The sequence below is a fragment of the Paracoccus mangrovi genome (assembly GCF_042648425.1).
Lineage (GTDB): Bacteria > Pseudomonadota > Alphaproteobacteria > Rhodobacterales > Rhodobacteraceae > Paracoccus > Paracoccus mangrovi.
In genome coordinates this window covers 23,430-39,895 of sequence record NZ_JBHRXJ010000008.1, presented here as the reverse complement: position 1 = coordinate 39,895, position 16,466 = coordinate 23,430, and the positions used below count along the sequence as shown (strand labels likewise).

The window sequence follows — 16,466 nt, the reverse complement described above, 5'->3', positions numbered from 1 at the left end:
ATGGCTGTTGAAACCGGCGAAGCAATCGAAGTCCGCGAGGGCGTAGACCGCGAGACCGTCGAGACCGTCCAGAATATGGGGTCCTATAAATACGGCTGGGACACCGAGATCGAGATGGAATACGCCCCCAAAGGCGTGAACGAGGATATCGTCCGGCTCATCTCGAAAAAGAACGACGAACCGGAATGGATGACCGAATGGCGTCTTCAGGCATTCCGCCGCTGGCAGACCATGACGGAACCGAAATGGGCGATGCTCAACTATCCTGAAATCGACTATCAGGATCAGTATTACTATGCCCGTCCGAAAAGCATGACGGAAAAGCCGAAATCGCTGGACGAGGTCGACCCCAAGCTGTTGGCGACCTATGAGAAACTTGGCATACCGCTTAAGGAACAGATGATCCTTGCGGGCGTCGAGGGGGCCGGCGACACCCCGGCCGAGGGGCGTCGCGTGGCCGTGGATGCGGTGTTCGACAGCGTCAGCGTCGGCACCACCTTCAAGGATGAGCTGGCGAAAGCCGGCGTCATCTTCTGTTCGATCAGCGAGGCGATCCGCGAACATCCCGAACTGGTCAAGAAATATCTCGGCAGCGTCGTGCCGCAATCCGACAATTACTTTGCCACGCTGAACAGCGCGGTGTTTTCCGACGGCTCTTTCGTCTATATCCCGCCGAACACCCGCTGCCCGATGGAGCTGTCGACCTATTTCCGCATCAATGCCGAAAACACCGGCCAGTTCGAGCGCACGCTGATCATCGCCGACAAGGGCTCTTACGTCAGCTATCTTGAAGGCTGCACCGCGCCCAAGCGCGACGTGGCCCAGCTGCATGCCGCCGTGGTGGAAATCGTCATTCTGGAAGATGCCGAGGTGAAATACTCGACCGTTCAGAACTGGTTCCCCGGCGACGAAGAGGGCAAGGGCGGTATCTACAACTTTGTCACCAAGCGCGCCGATTGCCGCGAGGCCCGCGCCAAGGTGATGTGGACGCAGGTGGAAACCGGATCGGCGATCACCTGGAAATACCCGTCCTGCATCCTGCGCGGCGACGAGGCGCAGGGCGAGTTCTATTCCATCGCCATCGCCAACAACATGCAGCAGGCCGACACCGGGACCAAGATGATCCATCTTGGCAAGAACACCCGCTCGCGCATTGTTTCAAAAGGGATTTCTGCCGGCAAGGCACAGAACACCTATCGCGGTCTGGTCAGCATGCACCCGCGCGCGACGAACAGCCGCAACTATACGCAATGCGACAGCCTGCTGATCGGCGACAAATGCGGCGCCCATACCGTGCCCTATATCGAGGTCAAGAACAGCTCGTCGCGGGTCGAGCATGAGGCCACGACCAGCAAGGTCGATGACGATCAGCTGTTCTATTGCCGCCAGCGTGGCATGGACGAGGAACAGGCCGTGGCGGTGATCGTCAACGGTTTCGTGCGCGACGTCCTTCAGGCGCTGCCGATGGAATTCGCCATGGAGGCGCAATCGCTGGTGGCGATCAGTCTTGAGGGGAGCGTGGGATAATTATGATCGACCGGAATGCGCCGAAAGCTGAAAAGTTTGTTGTTGTCGCAGAGCGGACGGGTTCGTCGGATGCAGAAACGGTCACCTTCGTCTTTGATCCTACGACAACCTTGCAAGAGGTCTTTGCGAAGCTTTTTGCCGCATCGGAATTGAGTTGGAGGCGTTCTTTCCGTCGCATTGCGATATATCCTGATGAAAATACCGTGCCGGAAGATGAGATACTCTCATCGATCCGCAATCGTCGAGCAAGTAGCGAAGATCCTTTCGGATTTGACGAAGCTTCTGACGGTCAAGACAAAGGAAAGAACTGAATATGCTGAATATCAATAACCTGCACGTCAAGCTTGAGGAAGAGGACAAACAGATCCTCAAAGGCGTCACGCTTGAAGTTCCGGCCGGTGAGGTCCATGCGATCATGGGGCCGAATGGTTCGGGCAAGTCGACGCTGTCCTATGTGCTGTCGGGCCGCGACGGCTATGAGGTGACCGAGGGCACGGCGACGCTGGACGGCGCCGATCTTTTGGCGATGGAGCCCGAGGAGCGCGCCGCCGCCGGCCTGTTTCTGGCGTTCCAGTACCCGGTCGAAATTCCCGGTGTCGGCAACCTGACATTCCTGCGCACCGCGCTGAACGCACAGCGCAAGAGCCGGGGCGAAGAGGAACTTTCCGCCGCCGATTTCCTGAAACTGGTGCGCGAAAAGGCCAAGACGCTCAAGATCGATGCCGAGATGCTCAAGCGTCCGGTCAATGTCGGTTTCTCGGGTGGCGAGAAAAAGCGCAACGAAATCCTGCAAATGGCCATGCTCGAGCCGCGCATGTGCATTCTGGACGAGACCGATTCCGGTCTTGATGTGGATGCGATGCGGCTGGTCGCGGATGGCGTGAACGCGCTGCGTTCGCCCGAGCGCAGCTTTCTGGTCATCACCCATTATCAGCGCCTTTTGGACCATATCCGCCCCGATGTCGTCCACATCATGTCCAATGGCCGCATCATCAAGACCGGCGGCCCGGAACTGGCGCTTGAGGTCGAACAGAACGGCTATGCCGATCTTTTGGCGGAGGTCGGTTGATGGCCGATACCGCTGTCCAGACCCGCACCGGCGCGGCGCCGGGCACGGCCGGCCTGCCGGACGTTCTTGCCGCCCGGCTTCAGGCGATCTCGCTGCCCAAGGGCGGCTTCAGCGCCGCGGCCCGTGCTGACGCGCTGGCGCGTCTGACCCGGATGGGCTTGCCGGGGCCGCGCGACGAATACTGGCGCTATACCGATCCGCGCGATTTCAACGCCCCGGTTCCGGCCCCGATCGCCATCGAACAGAACCCGCCGGTCTCGCCGCTCTTTGGCGATATCGACCGGCTGCGTCTGGTCTTTGTCGATGGGGTCTTTGACGCGGCCGCCTCGGACGATCCGGTGCTGGAGGGGGCCGAAATCTCGATCCTGGCCCAGGTCGATCAGGGCGGCGATCATTGGGCCGCCGGTCTTTACGGCCGGCTTGAGGCGGCGGGCCAGATGCCCGTGCCGCGCCCCTTCGCCACGCTGAACACGCTGGCGGCGCGCGACGGCGTGCTGATCCGCGTGACCGGAAAGCCGGCGAAGCCGATCCACATCATTCACCGCCGCGCCTCGGACAGCGCCGATGTCATCTGGCACCATGTCATCCGCATGGAGCCGGGCAGCGAGCTGACGCTTTTGGAAACCGGCATGACCGGCGCCCGCAGCAATGGCGTGATCGAGGCCGAGGTCGCCCGTGGCGCCCGCCTGCACCATATCAGCGCCAAGCGCGCGGGCCATCAGAAGCTGGGCATCAGCCATATCTTTGCCCGCGTCGAAACCGAGGCGCTGTTCAAGTCCTTCACGCTGTCGGTCAATGGCACGCTGATGCGCCATGAGGGTGTGATCGACATCGTCGGCGACGATGCGGTGGCCCATATTGCCGGCGCGGTGCTGGGCGACGGTCATGTCGGCGCGTTCCACCATGACGACACGGTGTTCGTCACCCATGCGGGTGAGCGCTGCGAAAGCCGGCAGGTCTTCAAGAAAGTGCTCAAGAACGGCGCATTGGGCGTGTTCCAGGGCAAGATTCTGGTGAAACCCGGCGCGCAAAAGACCGACGGTTATCAGATCAGCCAGGCCCTGCTTCTGGATGAGAACAGCCAGTTTCTGGCCAAGCCCGAGCTGGAAATCTATGCCGATGACGTGAAGTGCAGCCATGGCTCGACCACCGGCGCGCTGGATGAGAACGCGATGTTCTACCTGCGCAGCCGTGGCGTGCCGCGCGCGCAGGCGACGGTGCTGCTGGTCCTGTCGTTCCTGGCCGATGCGCTGGACGAGATCGAGGATGATGTCCTGCGCGGCCAGATTGTCGACCGGCTTGAAAACTGGCTGACCCGTCGCGCGTCGATGTGATGTCGTCGCAGATGCGAAATGCCGGCATCCTGCCCCGCGTCCTGCAAAGCTGGTGGGCGCCGGGCAGGGTGGTGCGATCCCTGCGCGATCTGCCCGACCGGGCGCTGATCGTGATCCTTATGGCGGCGATGCTGATTTTTCTGATCGCGCAGATGCCGGGCCATTCGCGGGCGGCCTATCTGGACCCTTCGGTGCCGCTTCAGGCGCGGCTGGGGGGCGCGCTTTTGGCGGTCATGTTCATGATGCCGCTTTTGGCCTATGCGGTGGCGGCGCTGGTGGCGGCGCTTTCGCGGCTGACGCCCCGGGCGATCGGCGCGCGGGATTCGCGGCTTGCGCTGTTCTGGGCCTTGCTGGCGGTTGCGCCGGCCATGCTGTTGGCCGGGCTGGTCGAGGGGTTCGTCGGACCGGGTGCGGCATTATCGCTGGTGCGGGCGGTGGCGGGCCTTGGCTTTCTCGTGATATGGGGCGCGGGATTGCGCGCATTGGCGGGGAACGGATGAGACTGGGTGAGCTTGGCGATCTTATGGTGCTGACGCTTCGGGATTCCGATGCGGCGATGCGGGCGTTGCGGGGGCTGGATCTGCCCATGTCCGCGCGCTGGATGGCGCTGTTGCTGGCGGTGGTTCTGTCGCGTTTTCTGGGCGTGCTGGTGACGGTGATGTTCCCGACCACGCTGGAAGGGCCGCTGATCACCCTGTTGACGAATCCCGTGATCATGACGGTGATCGAACTGGCGGCGACGGTGCTGACCGCCTTTCTGGTGGTGCAGATCGGGCGCGCCTTTGGCGGCACCGGGAATTTTGCCGATGCGATTCTGGTCATCGCCTGGATCCAGCTGATCCTTGTGGGGGTGCAGGCCGGGCAGCTGCTGCTGATGGCGGTTCTGCCGACCAGCGCGGCGCTGCTGGGGCTGATCGCCGGTATTCTGTCGATCTATCTGACCGTGACCCTGACCCGCGCGCTGCACGGGTTTCGCAGCGCGTTTCTGGTCGCGCTGGCTTATTTCGGGGTCAGCATCCTTGTGGGCGCGGTGCTGTTGCAGCTTGCGCCCGGCATGTTCATCCTGCCCGAGGTCCCGCAATGAGCTTTGATGTCGCCAAGGTCCGCGCCGATTTCCCGATCCTGTCGCGACAGGTCAATGGCAAGCCGCTGGTCTATCTGGACAATGGTGCCAGCGCGCAAAAGCCCCGGCAGGTGATTGAGGCGATCACCCGCGCCTATGAGGGCGAATATGCCAATGTGCATCGGGGCCTGCATTTTCTGTCCAATCTGGCGACCGACAATTACGAACGCGTGCGCGCCATCATCGCCCGCTTTCTGAAGGCGCCGCATGAGGATGAGGTGATCTTTACCTCGGGTTCGACCGAGGCGATCAATCTGGTCTCATACGCCTGGGCCGCGCCGCGCCTTCAGCCGGGCGATGAAATCGTGCTCTCGGTGATGGAACATCACGCCAATATCGTGCCCTGGCATTTCCTGCGCGAGCGTCAGGGGGTGGTGCTGAAATGGGTCGAGCCCGAAGCCGATGGCAGTCTGCCGCCCGAAAAGGTGCTGGCCGCGGTCGGGCCGCGCACGAAGCTGATCGCCGTCACCCATATGTCCAATGTCACCGGCACCGTGGTCGATGTGGGCGCCATCGCGCGCGGCACCGATGTGCCGGTGCTGGTCGATGGCAGCCAGGCTTCGGTGCATATGCCGGTGGATGTGGGCGCGCTTGGCGTGGATTTCTATTGCATCACCGGGCACAAGCTTTACGGACCCTCGGGCTCGGGGGCGATCTGGATCAGCCGCGCGCGGCAGGCCGAGATGCGGCCCTTTATGGGCGGCGGCGACATGATCCGAACGGTGACGCGCGAGACGGTCGAATATGCCGAACCGCCCCTGAAATTCGAGGCGGGCACCCCCGGCATCGTCAACCAGATCGGGCTGGGCGCCGCGCTGGACTATCTGATGGATCTGGGGATGGAGAACATCGCCGCCCATGAGCGCCGGTTGCGTGACCATGCCCGCGACCGGCTGCGCAGTCTGAACTGGTTGCAGGTGCAAGGCGATGCCCCGGATAAGGGCGCGATCTTTTCCATGACCATGGATGGCGCCCATGCTCATGATATTTCGACGATTCTGGACAAGCGCGGCATCGCTGTGCGCGCCGGGACGCATTGCGCCATGCCCTTGATGGATTTCTTTGGCATCACCGCCTCGGCCCGGGCCAGCTTTGCGATGTACAACACCCTGGACGAGGTCGACGCGCTGATCGACGGGCTTTCTTTCTGCCGCGAACTTTTCGCGTGAAACAGCCATTGCGGGGCGCGGCGATTGCCGCTATCTAGTCCCGCGCGGCACCCGTAGCTCAGCTGGATAGAGCGCTGCCCTCCGAAGGCAGAGGTCAAGTCTGGCAATGTGAACGAGTGAGTAAAAAAGTAGAAGTAAAACAGTAACTTGCGGGCTTCGATTTTAGGGGTTAACACTCGCTCGAAAACCGCGTAAGCACTGCGTAAGCAGTAGGCACCCATAGCTCAGCTGGATAGAGCGCCACCCTCCGAAGGTGGAGGCCTCAGGTTCGAATCCTGATGGGTGCGCCATTTCAGAACAGAACTATGAACGCCGAACGCCGCCGTTTCTACGCTTGAAGCGGCGACCAGCGTTCGCAGCAGTTCCGACTTCGATCCCATGATGCGAACCTCGTCGTCGGCAACCTCGACACGCTGCGCCAGCGCGCGTAGATGGTCGCGGCGGTAGCCGCCATCGTTGAGCCTGATCCGTTCACGGGCTTTGCGGGCAAACCCCTTGAGCATATCGGGGGTGACGCCCTGATTGCCTGAACTATCGAGCGCGAGCTGCGTGCGCTCCGCGTCGGCGGCGGCTTGATCCCGCAATGCCTTGAGGCTCACCATGCGTTCCTTTGCCATGGCGTCGTCCTTGTCCACCATGCCGGCTTCGATGGCGTCAAAGAGACGGCCGAGCCGCTGGTCGGCTTCCGTGATTCGCCTTTGAAGCTCGGCAAGATGCTCGCGGCGGCGCTCGGTGCGTTCCTGTCGGCGGTCGATGACGCTGGCAAGGACGGTTTCCAACCGCTTGGGCAGGAGCAGGCGGTCCCCGATATAATCGGCGACCGTATGGTCCAGCTTGTCCATGGGGATCGTGCGACCCTTGCAGCCGGTCTTGCCCTGCCGGGCCTTGGTCGAGCAGGTATAGTAGCGGTATGTCGCGCCCGTGCTGCCTTGGCCGGTGCGAAGCGTCATCGCTCCCCCGCACTTGGCGCAGAAGCAAATGCCGGTCAGGAGCGTCGGGCCGCTGGAGACACGTGCAGGCGTCACCATGGGATTGCGGGACTTGAGGCGGGCTTGCACCGCGTCGAACGTCTCGCGCTCGATTAGGGGCGGCACCGCCATGATGGCGACCTCGCTCTCCGGCTTCTTCTCCCGATCCTTGTGCGAGCGGGTGTTGAACCTGTGCTCGCCGATATAGGTGGTGCGGGTCAGGATGGCGTGGATTTGCGCCAATCCCCAACGCCCTCCGTCGCGGGTGAAGAAGCGGCGCTCGTTGAGATAGGTGGCGATGGCCTTGACGCCCATCGCGCCGGACGTGCCGTCTCCTTCGAGGAACAGGCGATAGATCAGCCGCACGGTGTCGGCGTGCAGCGGGTCGATCTCCAGCTTCTTCTTGATCTTCGATCCGCGCTGCTCGGCCGCGACGATGCGATAGCCGATGGGCGGCCGTGCGCCGTTCCAGAAACCCTGCCGGGCATTCTCGTTCATGGCGCGCAGGACGTGCTTGGCGTTCTCCTTGGACTGGTATTCGTCGAACAGCGCCATGATCTGCCGCATCATCTGGTGCATGGGATCGTCGCCCATTTCCTGCGTGATCGACACCAGCTTGACGCCGTTCTTCGCCAGCTTGCGAACGTAGAACTCCATCTCGAAGTGATCGCGAAAGAAACGCGAGAAGCTATGCACCACGACAATATCGAAGGGGGCGGGCTTGGACGTGCCCGCCTCGATCATGCGCTGGAACTCGGGGCGCTTGTCGTTGGTGGCGGTTGCGCCCGGTTCAACATACGTCTCAACAAGCTGATAGCCGCGCTGCTCGCAATAGGCTTCGCCCTGCCGCTTCTGGTCGGGAATGGAAATGTCATGCTCGGCCTGCCGGGCAGTCGAGACGCGCAGGTAAAGCGCGGCGCGGGCGGTAACGGTTGGGCTGTGCATGTTCATGGCCGATCTCCTATAGCCTTCCTCGGCTTGGCGCGGTCTATCAGGGGCAACGCCAGTTCCACGCGGTCATGCACCACCTTGGGCGCGAGCTTGCGGCCGTGGCCCGGCTCAAACCGCACAAGGCCATAGCTCTCCATGGTTTTCAGGGTGCGTGAGAGATTGGAGCCGGCCCGGCCGGTAATTTCCGCCAGTTCCTCCAGCGATGCCGGGGCTTTATCGGCGATGATGCGCAGCAGTTCGCGGTTGCCGGCCGACAGAACCTTGGCGAAGGATTCGGTCGAGGTGAACCACACCTTCGGATCGCCGGGCGTGGGCTTTTCCTCGCCGCGCGCGATCCGCATGGTGCGGGCCTTCATTTCTTCATAGTCGGCAATCCCGACTTTCAATGTGGTCATAGGGCACCTCGCTCCTTCAACACCGCGTCCACCGCCTGCCAGAAGTCGGCCAGCAGCGTGGCCGCGTCCTCGTAGGCGTAGGGCTTCACGGTCTGGAGGCGATGCCGATGGTCCAGCGGCTCGCCGCGCTTGCCTCGACCGACCGGATGGGCGTTATCGAAGCCGACCAGCCGTTCGCCCGAAGGCCCGTGAAGCGTGAGCGAATAATCGAGGCCATGCGGCTTTTCCGGCGATGCCGGAACGCGGGTGACGACGAACTTCACCCAATGGACGCCCTCGGGATCGACAAAGAGCATCTGTCCGTCGAGGTCCAGAAGCGTGTCGAGGCTCGGATCACGATCCACGCTCACATCTTTTTCCTATCAGTTTGTGATAGGGATTGCAAACTGTCATTCGGCTTTCTCGGGTTCAAGAGTTCGTCGAACACATCGCCGAACCAACGCTCGAACACGTCAATCTCGGCTTCGGTGACGGGAATGTCTTCGGGCCAGTCGTCGGTGACACGCATCCTCTGGCCGTTCGAGCCGAGAAGTGGCGTGTCGCTGGCTCGCGTTCGGCCGTCCGGCGTGGGATCGTCGGCGTAATCGAAAAGATCGTCGGGAAGTGTCTCGGGGACCGGCTGTCGCGGTCGTCCTTTGCGGACGCGGCGGCGCTCTGCGCACATGGAATCCTCCTAGGTCTGGTGGATTCCGGGGCGCTCAAAGCCCCGGAATTAAGCGAACCATGGAGGGCAGTCGGCGGCCTGTAGCGTGCCGCATTTGAGGTGGTGCGCTGGCGGCACCCTGCGGATCGGGCCTATGGTGAGTTGTGGGGTGGAAAGGCGACTGGCTGCTACTGAGGCTAGACAGCAGATTTTAGTCGCAGTCTGGCATCGAGGTCATGGAAAAGCTGGCTGAGTCGAGTCGTACCCCGAGGCTGTGGGGGAAAATGCTTCAAAAGGATGCCAACTTCTTCCGGCATGGTGTCGGCGGCAGCCAGCAACACCCTTTCTGCAACGCCTGCCGGGCTTTCGGAGGCAAGTTCGCAAGCTAACGCTGCATAGACAGCCGCTCCCAATAGGTGCCTAGCTTGATTAACGCCCTGGCGGCCGAGATTCAGGTCTGTGTGAGTATAGGCCACCGCTGCTGCTAACATCGCTGATCGCGCCGCAAACTTTGCGGATGGCTGTTCACTCTCGTTAGCTGCGGTATGGGCTGCCCACGCCAGTGTACGCAGCGCTTTATTTCGTGGGCCACCATGTCCAAATTCACGGGCACCAGCGATGGCTTCCCGCAGGCGATAGTCTGTGCGCTCCTCGTCCCCAAATACAGTGAGCGCGCTGTCTGCGCAGTCGGCCGCCCATAGAGCGGCTGGGCGGAGAAGCGGTTCAGCTTTAGCCGAATTGCCCAAGGCAGAAGTCTGGTCCATGTGCGAATGCCTCGCGGTTAATGCGTTCTTGACCAGAGTATTCGATGGTATTGAAATGTCTTCTTAAGAGCATCCGCTTCTAGCAATCAACGACCGTAAGGGGGTCGTAAGCAGTCAGACCTCAGTAGTGCGTAGGCCCCGCCGCGCCTTGGCGAACCCGCGATCCGTGGCGATGAACCGCTCCAGCATCGGCACGATGAGCCTGACGGGATCGGCGGCGGGCTGGCCGGTCTCGTGGGCCAGCACCTCGGCATAGGCGACCAGATCGCGGTGAAGCGGCGCGGGCAGCTCCACCGTCACCTTGACGGGCTTGTCGTCGGGCAGCGGGCCGAGTTTCAGCCGGGTCATTGTCAACCTCCTGTCGGTTCGAACACAAGGTCGCGGGTGACGATGATCCTGACCGGGAAGCCGGGCCGGATGGTGAGCGTCGGCGCGACCTGCAACTGGCGCTGCACGATCTGCTGGCCCGCCTGATTGACGGTATCCTGCGCCCCGTCGCGGATAGCTCGAACAAGCCGGTCCTCGTCGCTGGTCGCCAGCTCCGTGCCCATGCCAAGCAGCGTGGATAGCCCTGCGCCCTTCATCAGATCCCACCAATGATAATCGACGCCATCCTCAAGGCCGGCATAGCCGCTGGCATCCGCGCCCGGCAGGCGCTCCAGAACTATCGAACGGCCGCCCGGCAGGATCAGGCGATTCCACACCAGCAACACGCGGCGCTGGCCGAAGGTCACGCCATCATCGTATTGACCGATGATGCGCGTGCCCTGCGGGATCAGGAGCAGCGAGCCGGTTGGGCTGTCATAGACGTTCTCCGTCACCTGCGCCGTGATCTGGCCGGGCAAGTCGGAACGGATGCCGGTGATGAGCGCGGCCGGGATCACGGCCCCGGCCTGAAGGATAAAGGGCGATGCCGGCGGCGCGACGCGATCCGGCGCGACGGTCTGCCGGTCCACGGGTCCATTGAGGAAAGCCGCGTGCCGGTCCGGCGTCGCGGGCTGTCCGCCGAGGCCAAGAGCGGCAAGGCCGGGCATGGCCGTCCCTGCCGGCGCTGCCGTGCGCGGGCCGGACTGGAAGAACACATTGCTCAACCGCGCGGCTTCTTCCTCGGCGCGGCGGCGTTCTTCCTCTGGATCGACGGCGGGCGTCGCCATGACGGGCGGCGCGACTGGTTGTCCCCGGTTCTGCGCGTCGAGAATGGGGCGGCCCAAATCTCCGGGCAGCGCCGGGCCGAGCACCGGCCCGGTATAATCGCGCGGCAGGCCCGCCAGCCCATCGGCAGTTTGCCGGTTGTTGGTCGAATAGAGTTCTTCGCCGCCCGGTCCTGCATCGCGGGTCTGGAGCGCATAGATCAGCGCGCCGCCTATGCCGAGAAGCGCAACCGCGCCGACGCCTGCCAGCATCTTGCGCGACAGGCGGGTGACGCGCGGCGGTTCGGCGCGCAGCCGCATGGGCGCGGCGGTGTCGGTAATGGTGTTTTCTGTCATGACGGCGAACCTCCGGTCGCGCTGGCGGGCTGCGCGGCGGCCGCCTGCGTTGGGTTGGTGCGGACGATCCTGACAACCTGCTGGCGGTTGCCGCTACCAAGGCGCAGCTCGGCCGCGCCGAACAGGCGGTCCACGATCAGGACGTTTTGGTGGACCCGGCTGTTGACGATCTGCGGCTCGCCGTCCGATCCGAGCACGAAAATCGGCGGCATCTCGCCCTGCACGATCCCGGCCGGGAAAACAACATAGACGCGGCGTCCATCGTCGAACACGGAAACCGGCCGCCACGGCGGGCTGTCGCCCTGCACCTGCAAGCCATAGCGATAGTTCCGCGCAGCCTCAGCCGGGATGATCGGCGCGGCCGGAACGGTCTGGCGCTGGCCTGCAGGCGGCGCGGGATAGGCCCATGCCACGGCGGGCATGTAGAGCGCTTCCCGCGCGTGCAGCTCGATCATGTAGGTGCGCCGGTCGGTGGTGACGACAAGGTTGGTGGAAATGTCCGGCCGCGTCGGCTTAACGAGGATATGGACACGGCGGTTTGCACCGCTGCCGCTCTCGGTGTCGCCGATAATCCACCTCGTCGTATCGCCCGCCGCGATCGGCCCCACGCCGGTCAGGCTTTCGCCCGGCTCCAGCGCAATGGTGGTGATCTGCCCGACTGCGGCATAGACCTGATAGAGCGCGCCTTCCGACCACGGATAAATCTGGATGGCGTTGTAGTAGCCTTCGCGGCGCGGCGCGGCTCGACGCGGGCGGCGGCATTGGCGTTCTCGACGCGGCCGGTCGGCGTGCCTGCTGCGGTGCCGCCGCGCGCCACTGTCCATGCGGGGGGCACATGCAGCGGCCGGGGCGTGTTGTCGGTTGCCGCCGCCTGCACGGTCGGCAGCGGCGGCACGCTGGCGTCGTAGCTGAATTGCGGCGTCCGGTTGGTGGCGCAGCCTGCCAAAGTAATTGCAAACGCCGTCGCAAAAATCGCATAGGTTAGCGACTTCAGGATCAGTAAGGAGGAACCAACGTGGATTCGTTGCGCCTGACGGCCATGACCGTCAGGCATTTCCACCCCAAACGTCAGCCAAATCTAACCCACTGTGCGGGATGCCGAGCGGCTGCTATGCGGACCTTTCTGCCGTTCGCTGCATTTGCGCAATACTGCAAACCTATACGGCGCGCGCCGTTCACAATCAGAGAGGATTGAAGCCCCTGAATTCGGAATACCCGGTCGCCGCACTGGCGACCGTGGCTTGGGCCAGAGAGCCGCTGTCTTGTGCCACTGACGGCGTTCAACGAGGGGTCTTGGCTAGAGCCGGTTGATCCAGGAGTGGTGATGTTCTTCGCCGGCATCGAGGTCCGCGGCTGGCGATCGGTGAGGCGGGTGAGGGATGGCGAGACCGAAGATGATCTGTTCGCGTTCTTGACCACGACGCCATCGGCCGAGGTTGCCGCAATCCATGAGAAAGCAATGCCGGTCGTGCTAACGACCCAGGAAGAATGGCAAGCGTGGCTGACGCTTCCGTGGCCGCAGGCAGGTGCGTTGCAGAGGCCGCTGCCGGATGGAACCCTTCGGGTGGCAGAATAAAAGAGGCCGCCCCGAGGGGCGGCCTAGTGTTCCTTCGTCGCAAGAAGGAAAGGGAATGGCGGCAATCTTACTGGCCGGGCTTCTGCATGGTCAACATGACGGTGTTGATGCGAACCCCGACCTCGGCAAAGCTCTCTGGCGGCAGATCGACCCACTGGCCGCGCCAGCCGGGCCGGAAGCTCGCCGCCCATGTGCGAAACTTGATATGCGCCGGCGTTTCGTTGACCTCGGCCGAGGCGGGCAGGATCGCGCGCAGCGTGCCCCCCGGTTTTGTAGATTGCCACGTTATTCCTCCTCAGCAGACAAGGCGGATCAAAGGGTTATTGTTGCGATCACACACTGAACCTTCCCCTTTTGCCACTGAAGCCTTCCTCTGTAGATGTCAGCTCCGTCAGCACAGTAGCGACAGCCCGCGTTGTGCAACAGCGCTCCGGCCGAGACATCGTTGGCGTTGATCCTGCCATGGCCATCCAAACAAGGGCGACTCCGGCGAGCCGGAGTCGCCCTTACCGATTATTATGGCAGCTTTACGATCTCTGCTCCGATGCGGGCGATCTGACCGTTGCGCTCCTCGATCGACGCTTTCGTCTCGGTCATGTAGATCGCAACAATCTGATCTGGTTTTCCATCCGGACCGAACGCAGCGACAATCGCCCTGGAACCGCGTTCTCCAGCGCCTGTCTTATCGGCGATGTACCAGCCCTCAGGCAGGACTGAGCGGATCAAGGCGTCGGCCACCCGGTCGTTTTCCATCCAGGTGAGCAGTTGTTGACGCGACGTCGCTGTCAGGACGTCTTGGAAAAGCACACGGCGCAGAGTCTCGACCATCGCTCGGGGTGTCGTAGTATCTCTCGGGTCGTCCGGAATGGCGCTGTTAAGATCGGTTTCCCACCTATCAAGCCGGCTGGTTTCGTCGCCGGACGCCCGCAGGAACGCTGTAAGTCCTTCGGGTCCTCCCACGGCGTTGAGGAGGAGGTTGCCAGCAGTATTGTCGCTCATCGTGATTGCTGCCTCGCAAAGCTCGGACAGTGTCATGCCCTGAGCCACGTGCTTTTCGGTGACAGGAGAGTAGGTGACCAGATCGGACTGCGCATAATGCACACGCCGGTCCAGCCGTTCTTTGCGTGCATCCACGCGTGCAAGGATCGCGCCGCAAACTAGAACCTTGAACGTGCTCAGCATGGGAAAGCGTTCGTCGCCACGGTAGCCTTGGACCTGTCCGGTCCCGAGATCGACTGCAGCATAGCCTACGCGCGCGTCGAGCTTGGTTTCGGCTTGGCGCACGGCGGCAAGGACCGGATCATCTGCCGCTGCGAGCGGACCGGCCAGCATGGCCGACAGTCCCACGATGGCAAGCAACATTTTTCTCATGGCAAGGATCTCCAAGAAGTTGTTATAGCCTGCATTCCCCAAGTGGCGTGTCGTTTGAGGTGAAGATCGCCTGTATCCGAGCGCTAGACAAGGATTTTCTGCCGCAAGCGGCACCTGCGGTCGCGCAGACTGCTGGATCTGGACGGATCAGACCGCGAAGCCGCTGTTTCCTTGCCCAGGGGCGGCGTTTTTCAGCGCAGCGGACAGATCTGTCCAGCCGCTTTCGTTCAGTTTGAGCGTGGATCGCGATCATGCGCATAGCGGTGGCGCTCGCAATCGGCGGATAGCGGCGAGGATGGCGCGTACCATCGTGCCGGTGACAGCGACCTCGGCCAGCTGGAAGGTGATGGTGCGGGCGTGACGGACCACACGTGCCCCGATCTTGATCAGCTTCAGTTGCAGGCTGGTCAACGACCAGTCGGCCATGGCCTCGGGCAGCTCGATGCAGTGCAAGAAGGTGGCCAGGTTGTACGCCAGGGCGTGCAGTTGCAGCCGCACCTCATTGTCGCGGAACTTCCGGCACGACAGCCGCGTCCAGCGAAAGGCGTATTTGCCCTCTTTGATGTGCTGCTCGGCGGTGCCGCGCTGGTTGTAGAACCGCACCACCCAGTCCGGCTCCATCGGCAGGTTGGTGACGATGAAGCCGACACGCGGGAACAGTTCGCCCGGATGCCATTCGATCTTGGCGATCACCCGGCGTTCCTTGTCCCAGGACGCCGCCTGATACTCGAATTCCTCGAAGAACCGCTTGACCTTGGTCAGTGACGGCCGCCCGACAGGGCGCGTTAGCCGATGCGCGATCTTGTCCTTGAGGACCGCGTTTGCGGGCAGCCGGATGGCGTAGAAGAACCGCGCTTCTTCCAATCGCTCATAGATCGCCGGGATCGCGTAGGCAGCATCGGCCCGGAAGAACCTGCCACCAAGGTCGCGCTCCGCGTAGCGCGCAATGACGGGGTCGAGAACATCACGCCAGCCATCGGCGCTGTGGACGTTGCCATGGCGCAGGGCGCAGCGTTCCAGCATCCCGAACTGGTTGAACAGAAAGTTGGGGTGATAGCAGCTACAGTCGAAATGGCCATTCCAGGCGGACCCTTCCTGGTCGCCATGGGTCGGGCTGACCGAGCTGTCCATGTCCAGAACGATGTACTTCAGCCCGTTACGGTCATGGAACCGGTCGATCCATTGCCCGTTCAGGTCGGCCAGCGCGGCACGGTTCCCGGCCAGAGCCAGCGTCTCGGTCTCGAACCGTCCCATCTGCGATGCCGAGGCCGCTTGTGCATCGACCGCTCTGCCGCCGACAACTTGGCGCATGACCGGATCGCAGGCGAGACGGTTGGCGTCGTTGACATCCTCGTATCCGGCCAGCCGCCCAAAGACTGATTGCCGGAACAGGCCGTCGAGCCGATGGACCGTGTTCTTGCCAGAGCGAGTATCGCGCAGCGCCGCTGACGCCAAATCGGACAACCCGAGCGCGTCATCAAGCTCGCGCATCACCAGAAGGCCGCCGTCGGAACTGAGCTGCGTGCCGCGAAATTCCAGCCGCACGCGAGGGTCGAAATCCACCCGATCTGCCCGTTGCAAGCCCGCACCCTCTGGGTGATCCATGAAACGCGCCCCTCGCAGCCTTCAACACCATGTTTTATATAGGAAATATAATGGTCAGGACAGCGAAATCAGCGCCTTACTTGGGAAATGTGGGACCAACAGAATGGATTCTGTGCCGACGATTGTTGCCCGGTATATCGACGCCTACAACGGGATGAATGTTCAGGCGATGCTCGACTGCCTGTCGGGCGACGTTCGGTTTATCAACAGATCGAACGGAGAGACGACGAACGAAACGCACGGGATCGAGGCATTTCGCGCGCTGGCGGAACAGGGCGTCCAGTTGTTTGCTGAAAGAGAACAGACGATCCTCGACTGTATCGCGATAGACGACCGTGCAGCCATGCGCATCGGCTATCGCGCCAAGGTCAAAACCGACCTGCCCAATGGCTGGAAGGCTGGGCAGGAGGTCGAGATGACGGGCACCTCGTTCTTCATGATCTCCGAGGGAAAGATCAGCGAGGTGATTGATGCAAGCTGAGGT

At 62.6% G+C, this 16,466-nt stretch carries 18 protein-coding genes, 1 tRNA gene and 2 pseudogenes; 11 read left to right on the top strand and 10 right to left on the bottom strand.

Going from position 1 to position 16,466, the window contains the following annotated elements; genetic code table 11:
- The 8 genes from sufB (at position 1) to ACFOMH_RS11780 (ending at position 6,512) form a co-directional block, all read left to right on the top strand.
- Positions 1-1,527 carry a Fe-S cluster assembly protein SufB gene (gene sufB / locus ACFOMH_RS11815; RefSeq protein ID WP_377744679.1) on the top strand — a complete coding sequence of 509 codons (1,527 nt, stop codon included), beginning with the start codon at positions 1-3 and terminating at the stop codon, positions 1,525-1,527.
- Positions 1,528-1,529: 2 nt separating this feature from the next.
- Complete coding sequence (locus ACFOMH_RS11810; protein ID WP_377744677.1) at positions 1,530-1,838, top strand: hypothetical protein; 309 nt, start codon at positions 1,530-1,532, stop codon at positions 1,836-1,838.
- A gap of 2 nt (positions 1,839-1,840) precedes the next feature.
- Positions 1,841-2,596, top strand: coding sequence for a Fe-S cluster assembly ATPase SufC (sufC, locus tag ACFOMH_RS11805; RefSeq protein ID WP_377744675.1), 756 nt, complete (start codon positions 1,841-1,843; stop codon positions 2,594-2,596).
- On the top strand, positions 2,596-3,930 hold the full coding sequence (locus ACFOMH_RS11800) for a SufB/SufD family protein (protein WP_377744673.1): 1,335 nt from the start codon (positions 2,596-2,598) through the stop codon (positions 3,928-3,930). The genes sufC and ACFOMH_RS11800 overlap by 1 nt, the downstream gene beginning before the upstream one ends.
- On the top strand, positions 3,930-4,430 hold the full coding sequence (locus ACFOMH_RS11795) for a hypothetical protein (RefSeq protein ID WP_377744672.1): 501 nt from the start codon (positions 3,930-3,932) through the stop codon (positions 4,428-4,430). The genes ACFOMH_RS11800 and ACFOMH_RS11795 overlap by 1 nt, the downstream gene beginning before the upstream one ends.
- A complete protein-coding gene (locus tag ACFOMH_RS11790) occupies positions 4,427-5,014 on the top strand; it encodes a Yip1 family protein (protein WP_374424191.1) in 588 nt (195 codons plus the stop codon). The genes ACFOMH_RS11795 and ACFOMH_RS11790 overlap by 4 nt, the downstream gene beginning before the upstream one ends.
- Positions 5,011-6,222 carry a cysteine desulfurase gene (locus ACFOMH_RS11785; RefSeq protein ID WP_377744671.1) on the top strand — a complete coding sequence of 404 codons (1,212 nt, stop codon included), beginning with the start codon at positions 5,011-5,013 and terminating at the stop codon, positions 6,220-6,222. The genes ACFOMH_RS11790 and ACFOMH_RS11785 overlap by 4 nt, the downstream gene beginning before the upstream one ends.
- Before the next feature lie 213 nt (positions 6,223-6,435).
- A tRNA-Arg gene (locus ACFOMH_RS11780) sits at positions 6,436-6,512 on the top strand.
- Positions 6,513-7,088: 576 nt separating this feature from the next.
- Here ACFOMH_RS11780 and ACFOMH_RS11775 read toward each other — a convergent pair.
- The 8 genes and pseudogenes from ACFOMH_RS11775 to trbG form a co-directional block, all read right to left on the bottom strand.
- Positions 7,089-8,135, bottom strand: a pseudogene (locus ACFOMH_RS11775) (recombinase family protein); the annotation flags it as partial.
- 2 nt (positions 8,136-8,137) lie between these two features.
- On the bottom strand, positions 8,138-8,482 hold the full coding sequence (locus tag ACFOMH_RS20580; protein ID WP_449301454.1) for an HVO_A0114 family putative DNA-binding protein: 345 nt from the start codon (positions 8,480-8,482) through the stop codon (positions 8,138-8,140).
- Positions 8,483-8,532: 50 nt separating this feature from the next.
- Positions 8,533-8,886, bottom strand: coding sequence for a toxin-antitoxin system TumE family protein (locus tag ACFOMH_RS11760; protein WP_377744670.1), 354 nt, complete (start codon positions 8,884-8,886; stop codon positions 8,533-8,535).
- Complete coding sequence (locus ACFOMH_RS11755; RefSeq protein WP_377744668.1) at positions 8,883-9,200, bottom strand: hypothetical protein; 318 nt, start codon at positions 9,198-9,200, stop codon at positions 8,883-8,885. The genes ACFOMH_RS11760 and ACFOMH_RS11755 overlap by 4 nt, the downstream gene beginning before the upstream one ends.
- A 176-nt stretch (positions 9,201-9,376) precedes the next feature.
- The gene (locus tag ACFOMH_RS11750) at positions 9,377-9,943 is read right to left on the bottom strand and encodes a putative immunity protein (RefSeq protein ID WP_377744666.1); all 567 of its coding nucleotides are present in this window, start codon (positions 9,941-9,943) and stop codon (positions 9,377-9,379) included.
- Between the two features lie 114 nt (positions 9,944-10,057).
- Positions 10,058-10,291, bottom strand: a complete 234-nt coding sequence (locus ACFOMH_RS11745) for a DUF2274 domain-containing protein (RefSeq protein WP_287900894.1) — start codon at positions 10,289-10,291, stop codon at positions 10,058-10,060.
- 2 nt (positions 10,292-10,293) lie between these two features.
- Positions 10,294-11,430, bottom strand: a complete 1,137-nt coding sequence (locus tag ACFOMH_RS11740; RefSeq protein WP_377744664.1) for a TrbI/VirB10 family protein — start codon at positions 11,428-11,430, stop codon at positions 10,294-10,296.
- Positions 11,427-12,430 (bottom strand): annotated as a pseudogene (gene trbG / locus ACFOMH_RS11735) (P-type conjugative transfer protein TrbG). The gene ACFOMH_RS11740 and the pseudogene trbG overlap by 4 nt, the downstream one beginning before the upstream one ends.
- 204 nt (positions 12,431-12,634) lie before the next feature.
- Between trbG and ACFOMH_RS11730 the strand changes: the two are divergent.
- Positions 12,635-13,006, top strand: a complete 372-nt coding sequence (locus ACFOMH_RS11730; protein WP_377744829.1) for an SOS response-associated peptidase family protein — start codon at positions 12,635-12,637, stop codon at positions 13,004-13,006.
- 55 nt (positions 13,007-13,061) lie between these two features.
- Positions 13,062-13,349 carry a hypothetical protein gene (locus ACFOMH_RS11725; RefSeq protein WP_377744663.1) on the top strand — a complete coding sequence of 96 codons (288 nt, stop codon included), beginning with the start codon at positions 13,062-13,064 and terminating at the stop codon, positions 13,347-13,349.
- Between the two features lie 173 nt (positions 13,350-13,522).
- Here ACFOMH_RS11725 and bla read toward each other — a convergent pair whose 3' ends face one another.
- Together bla and ACFOMH_RS11715 are read right to left on the bottom strand one after the other, a co-directional pair.
- Complete coding sequence (bla, locus tag ACFOMH_RS11720; protein ID WP_377744827.1) at positions 13,523-14,377, bottom strand: class A beta-lactamase; 855 nt, start codon at positions 14,375-14,377, stop codon at positions 13,523-13,525.
- 249 nt (positions 14,378-14,626) lie between these two features.
- On the bottom strand, positions 14,627-15,982 hold the full coding sequence (locus ACFOMH_RS11715; protein ID WP_078527637.1) for an IS1380-like element IS1247 family transposase: 1,356 nt from the start codon (positions 15,980-15,982) through the stop codon (positions 14,627-14,629).
- A gap of 103 nt (positions 15,983-16,085) precedes the next feature.
- Between ACFOMH_RS11715 and ACFOMH_RS11710 the strand changes: the two genes are divergently transcribed.
- Positions 16,086-16,463: a nuclear transport factor 2 family protein gene (locus ACFOMH_RS11710; protein ID WP_377744661.1), complete on the top strand. Its 378-nt coding sequence runs from the start codon at positions 16,086-16,088 to the stop codon at positions 16,461-16,463.
- Positions 16,464-16,466: the final 3 nt, after the last annotated feature.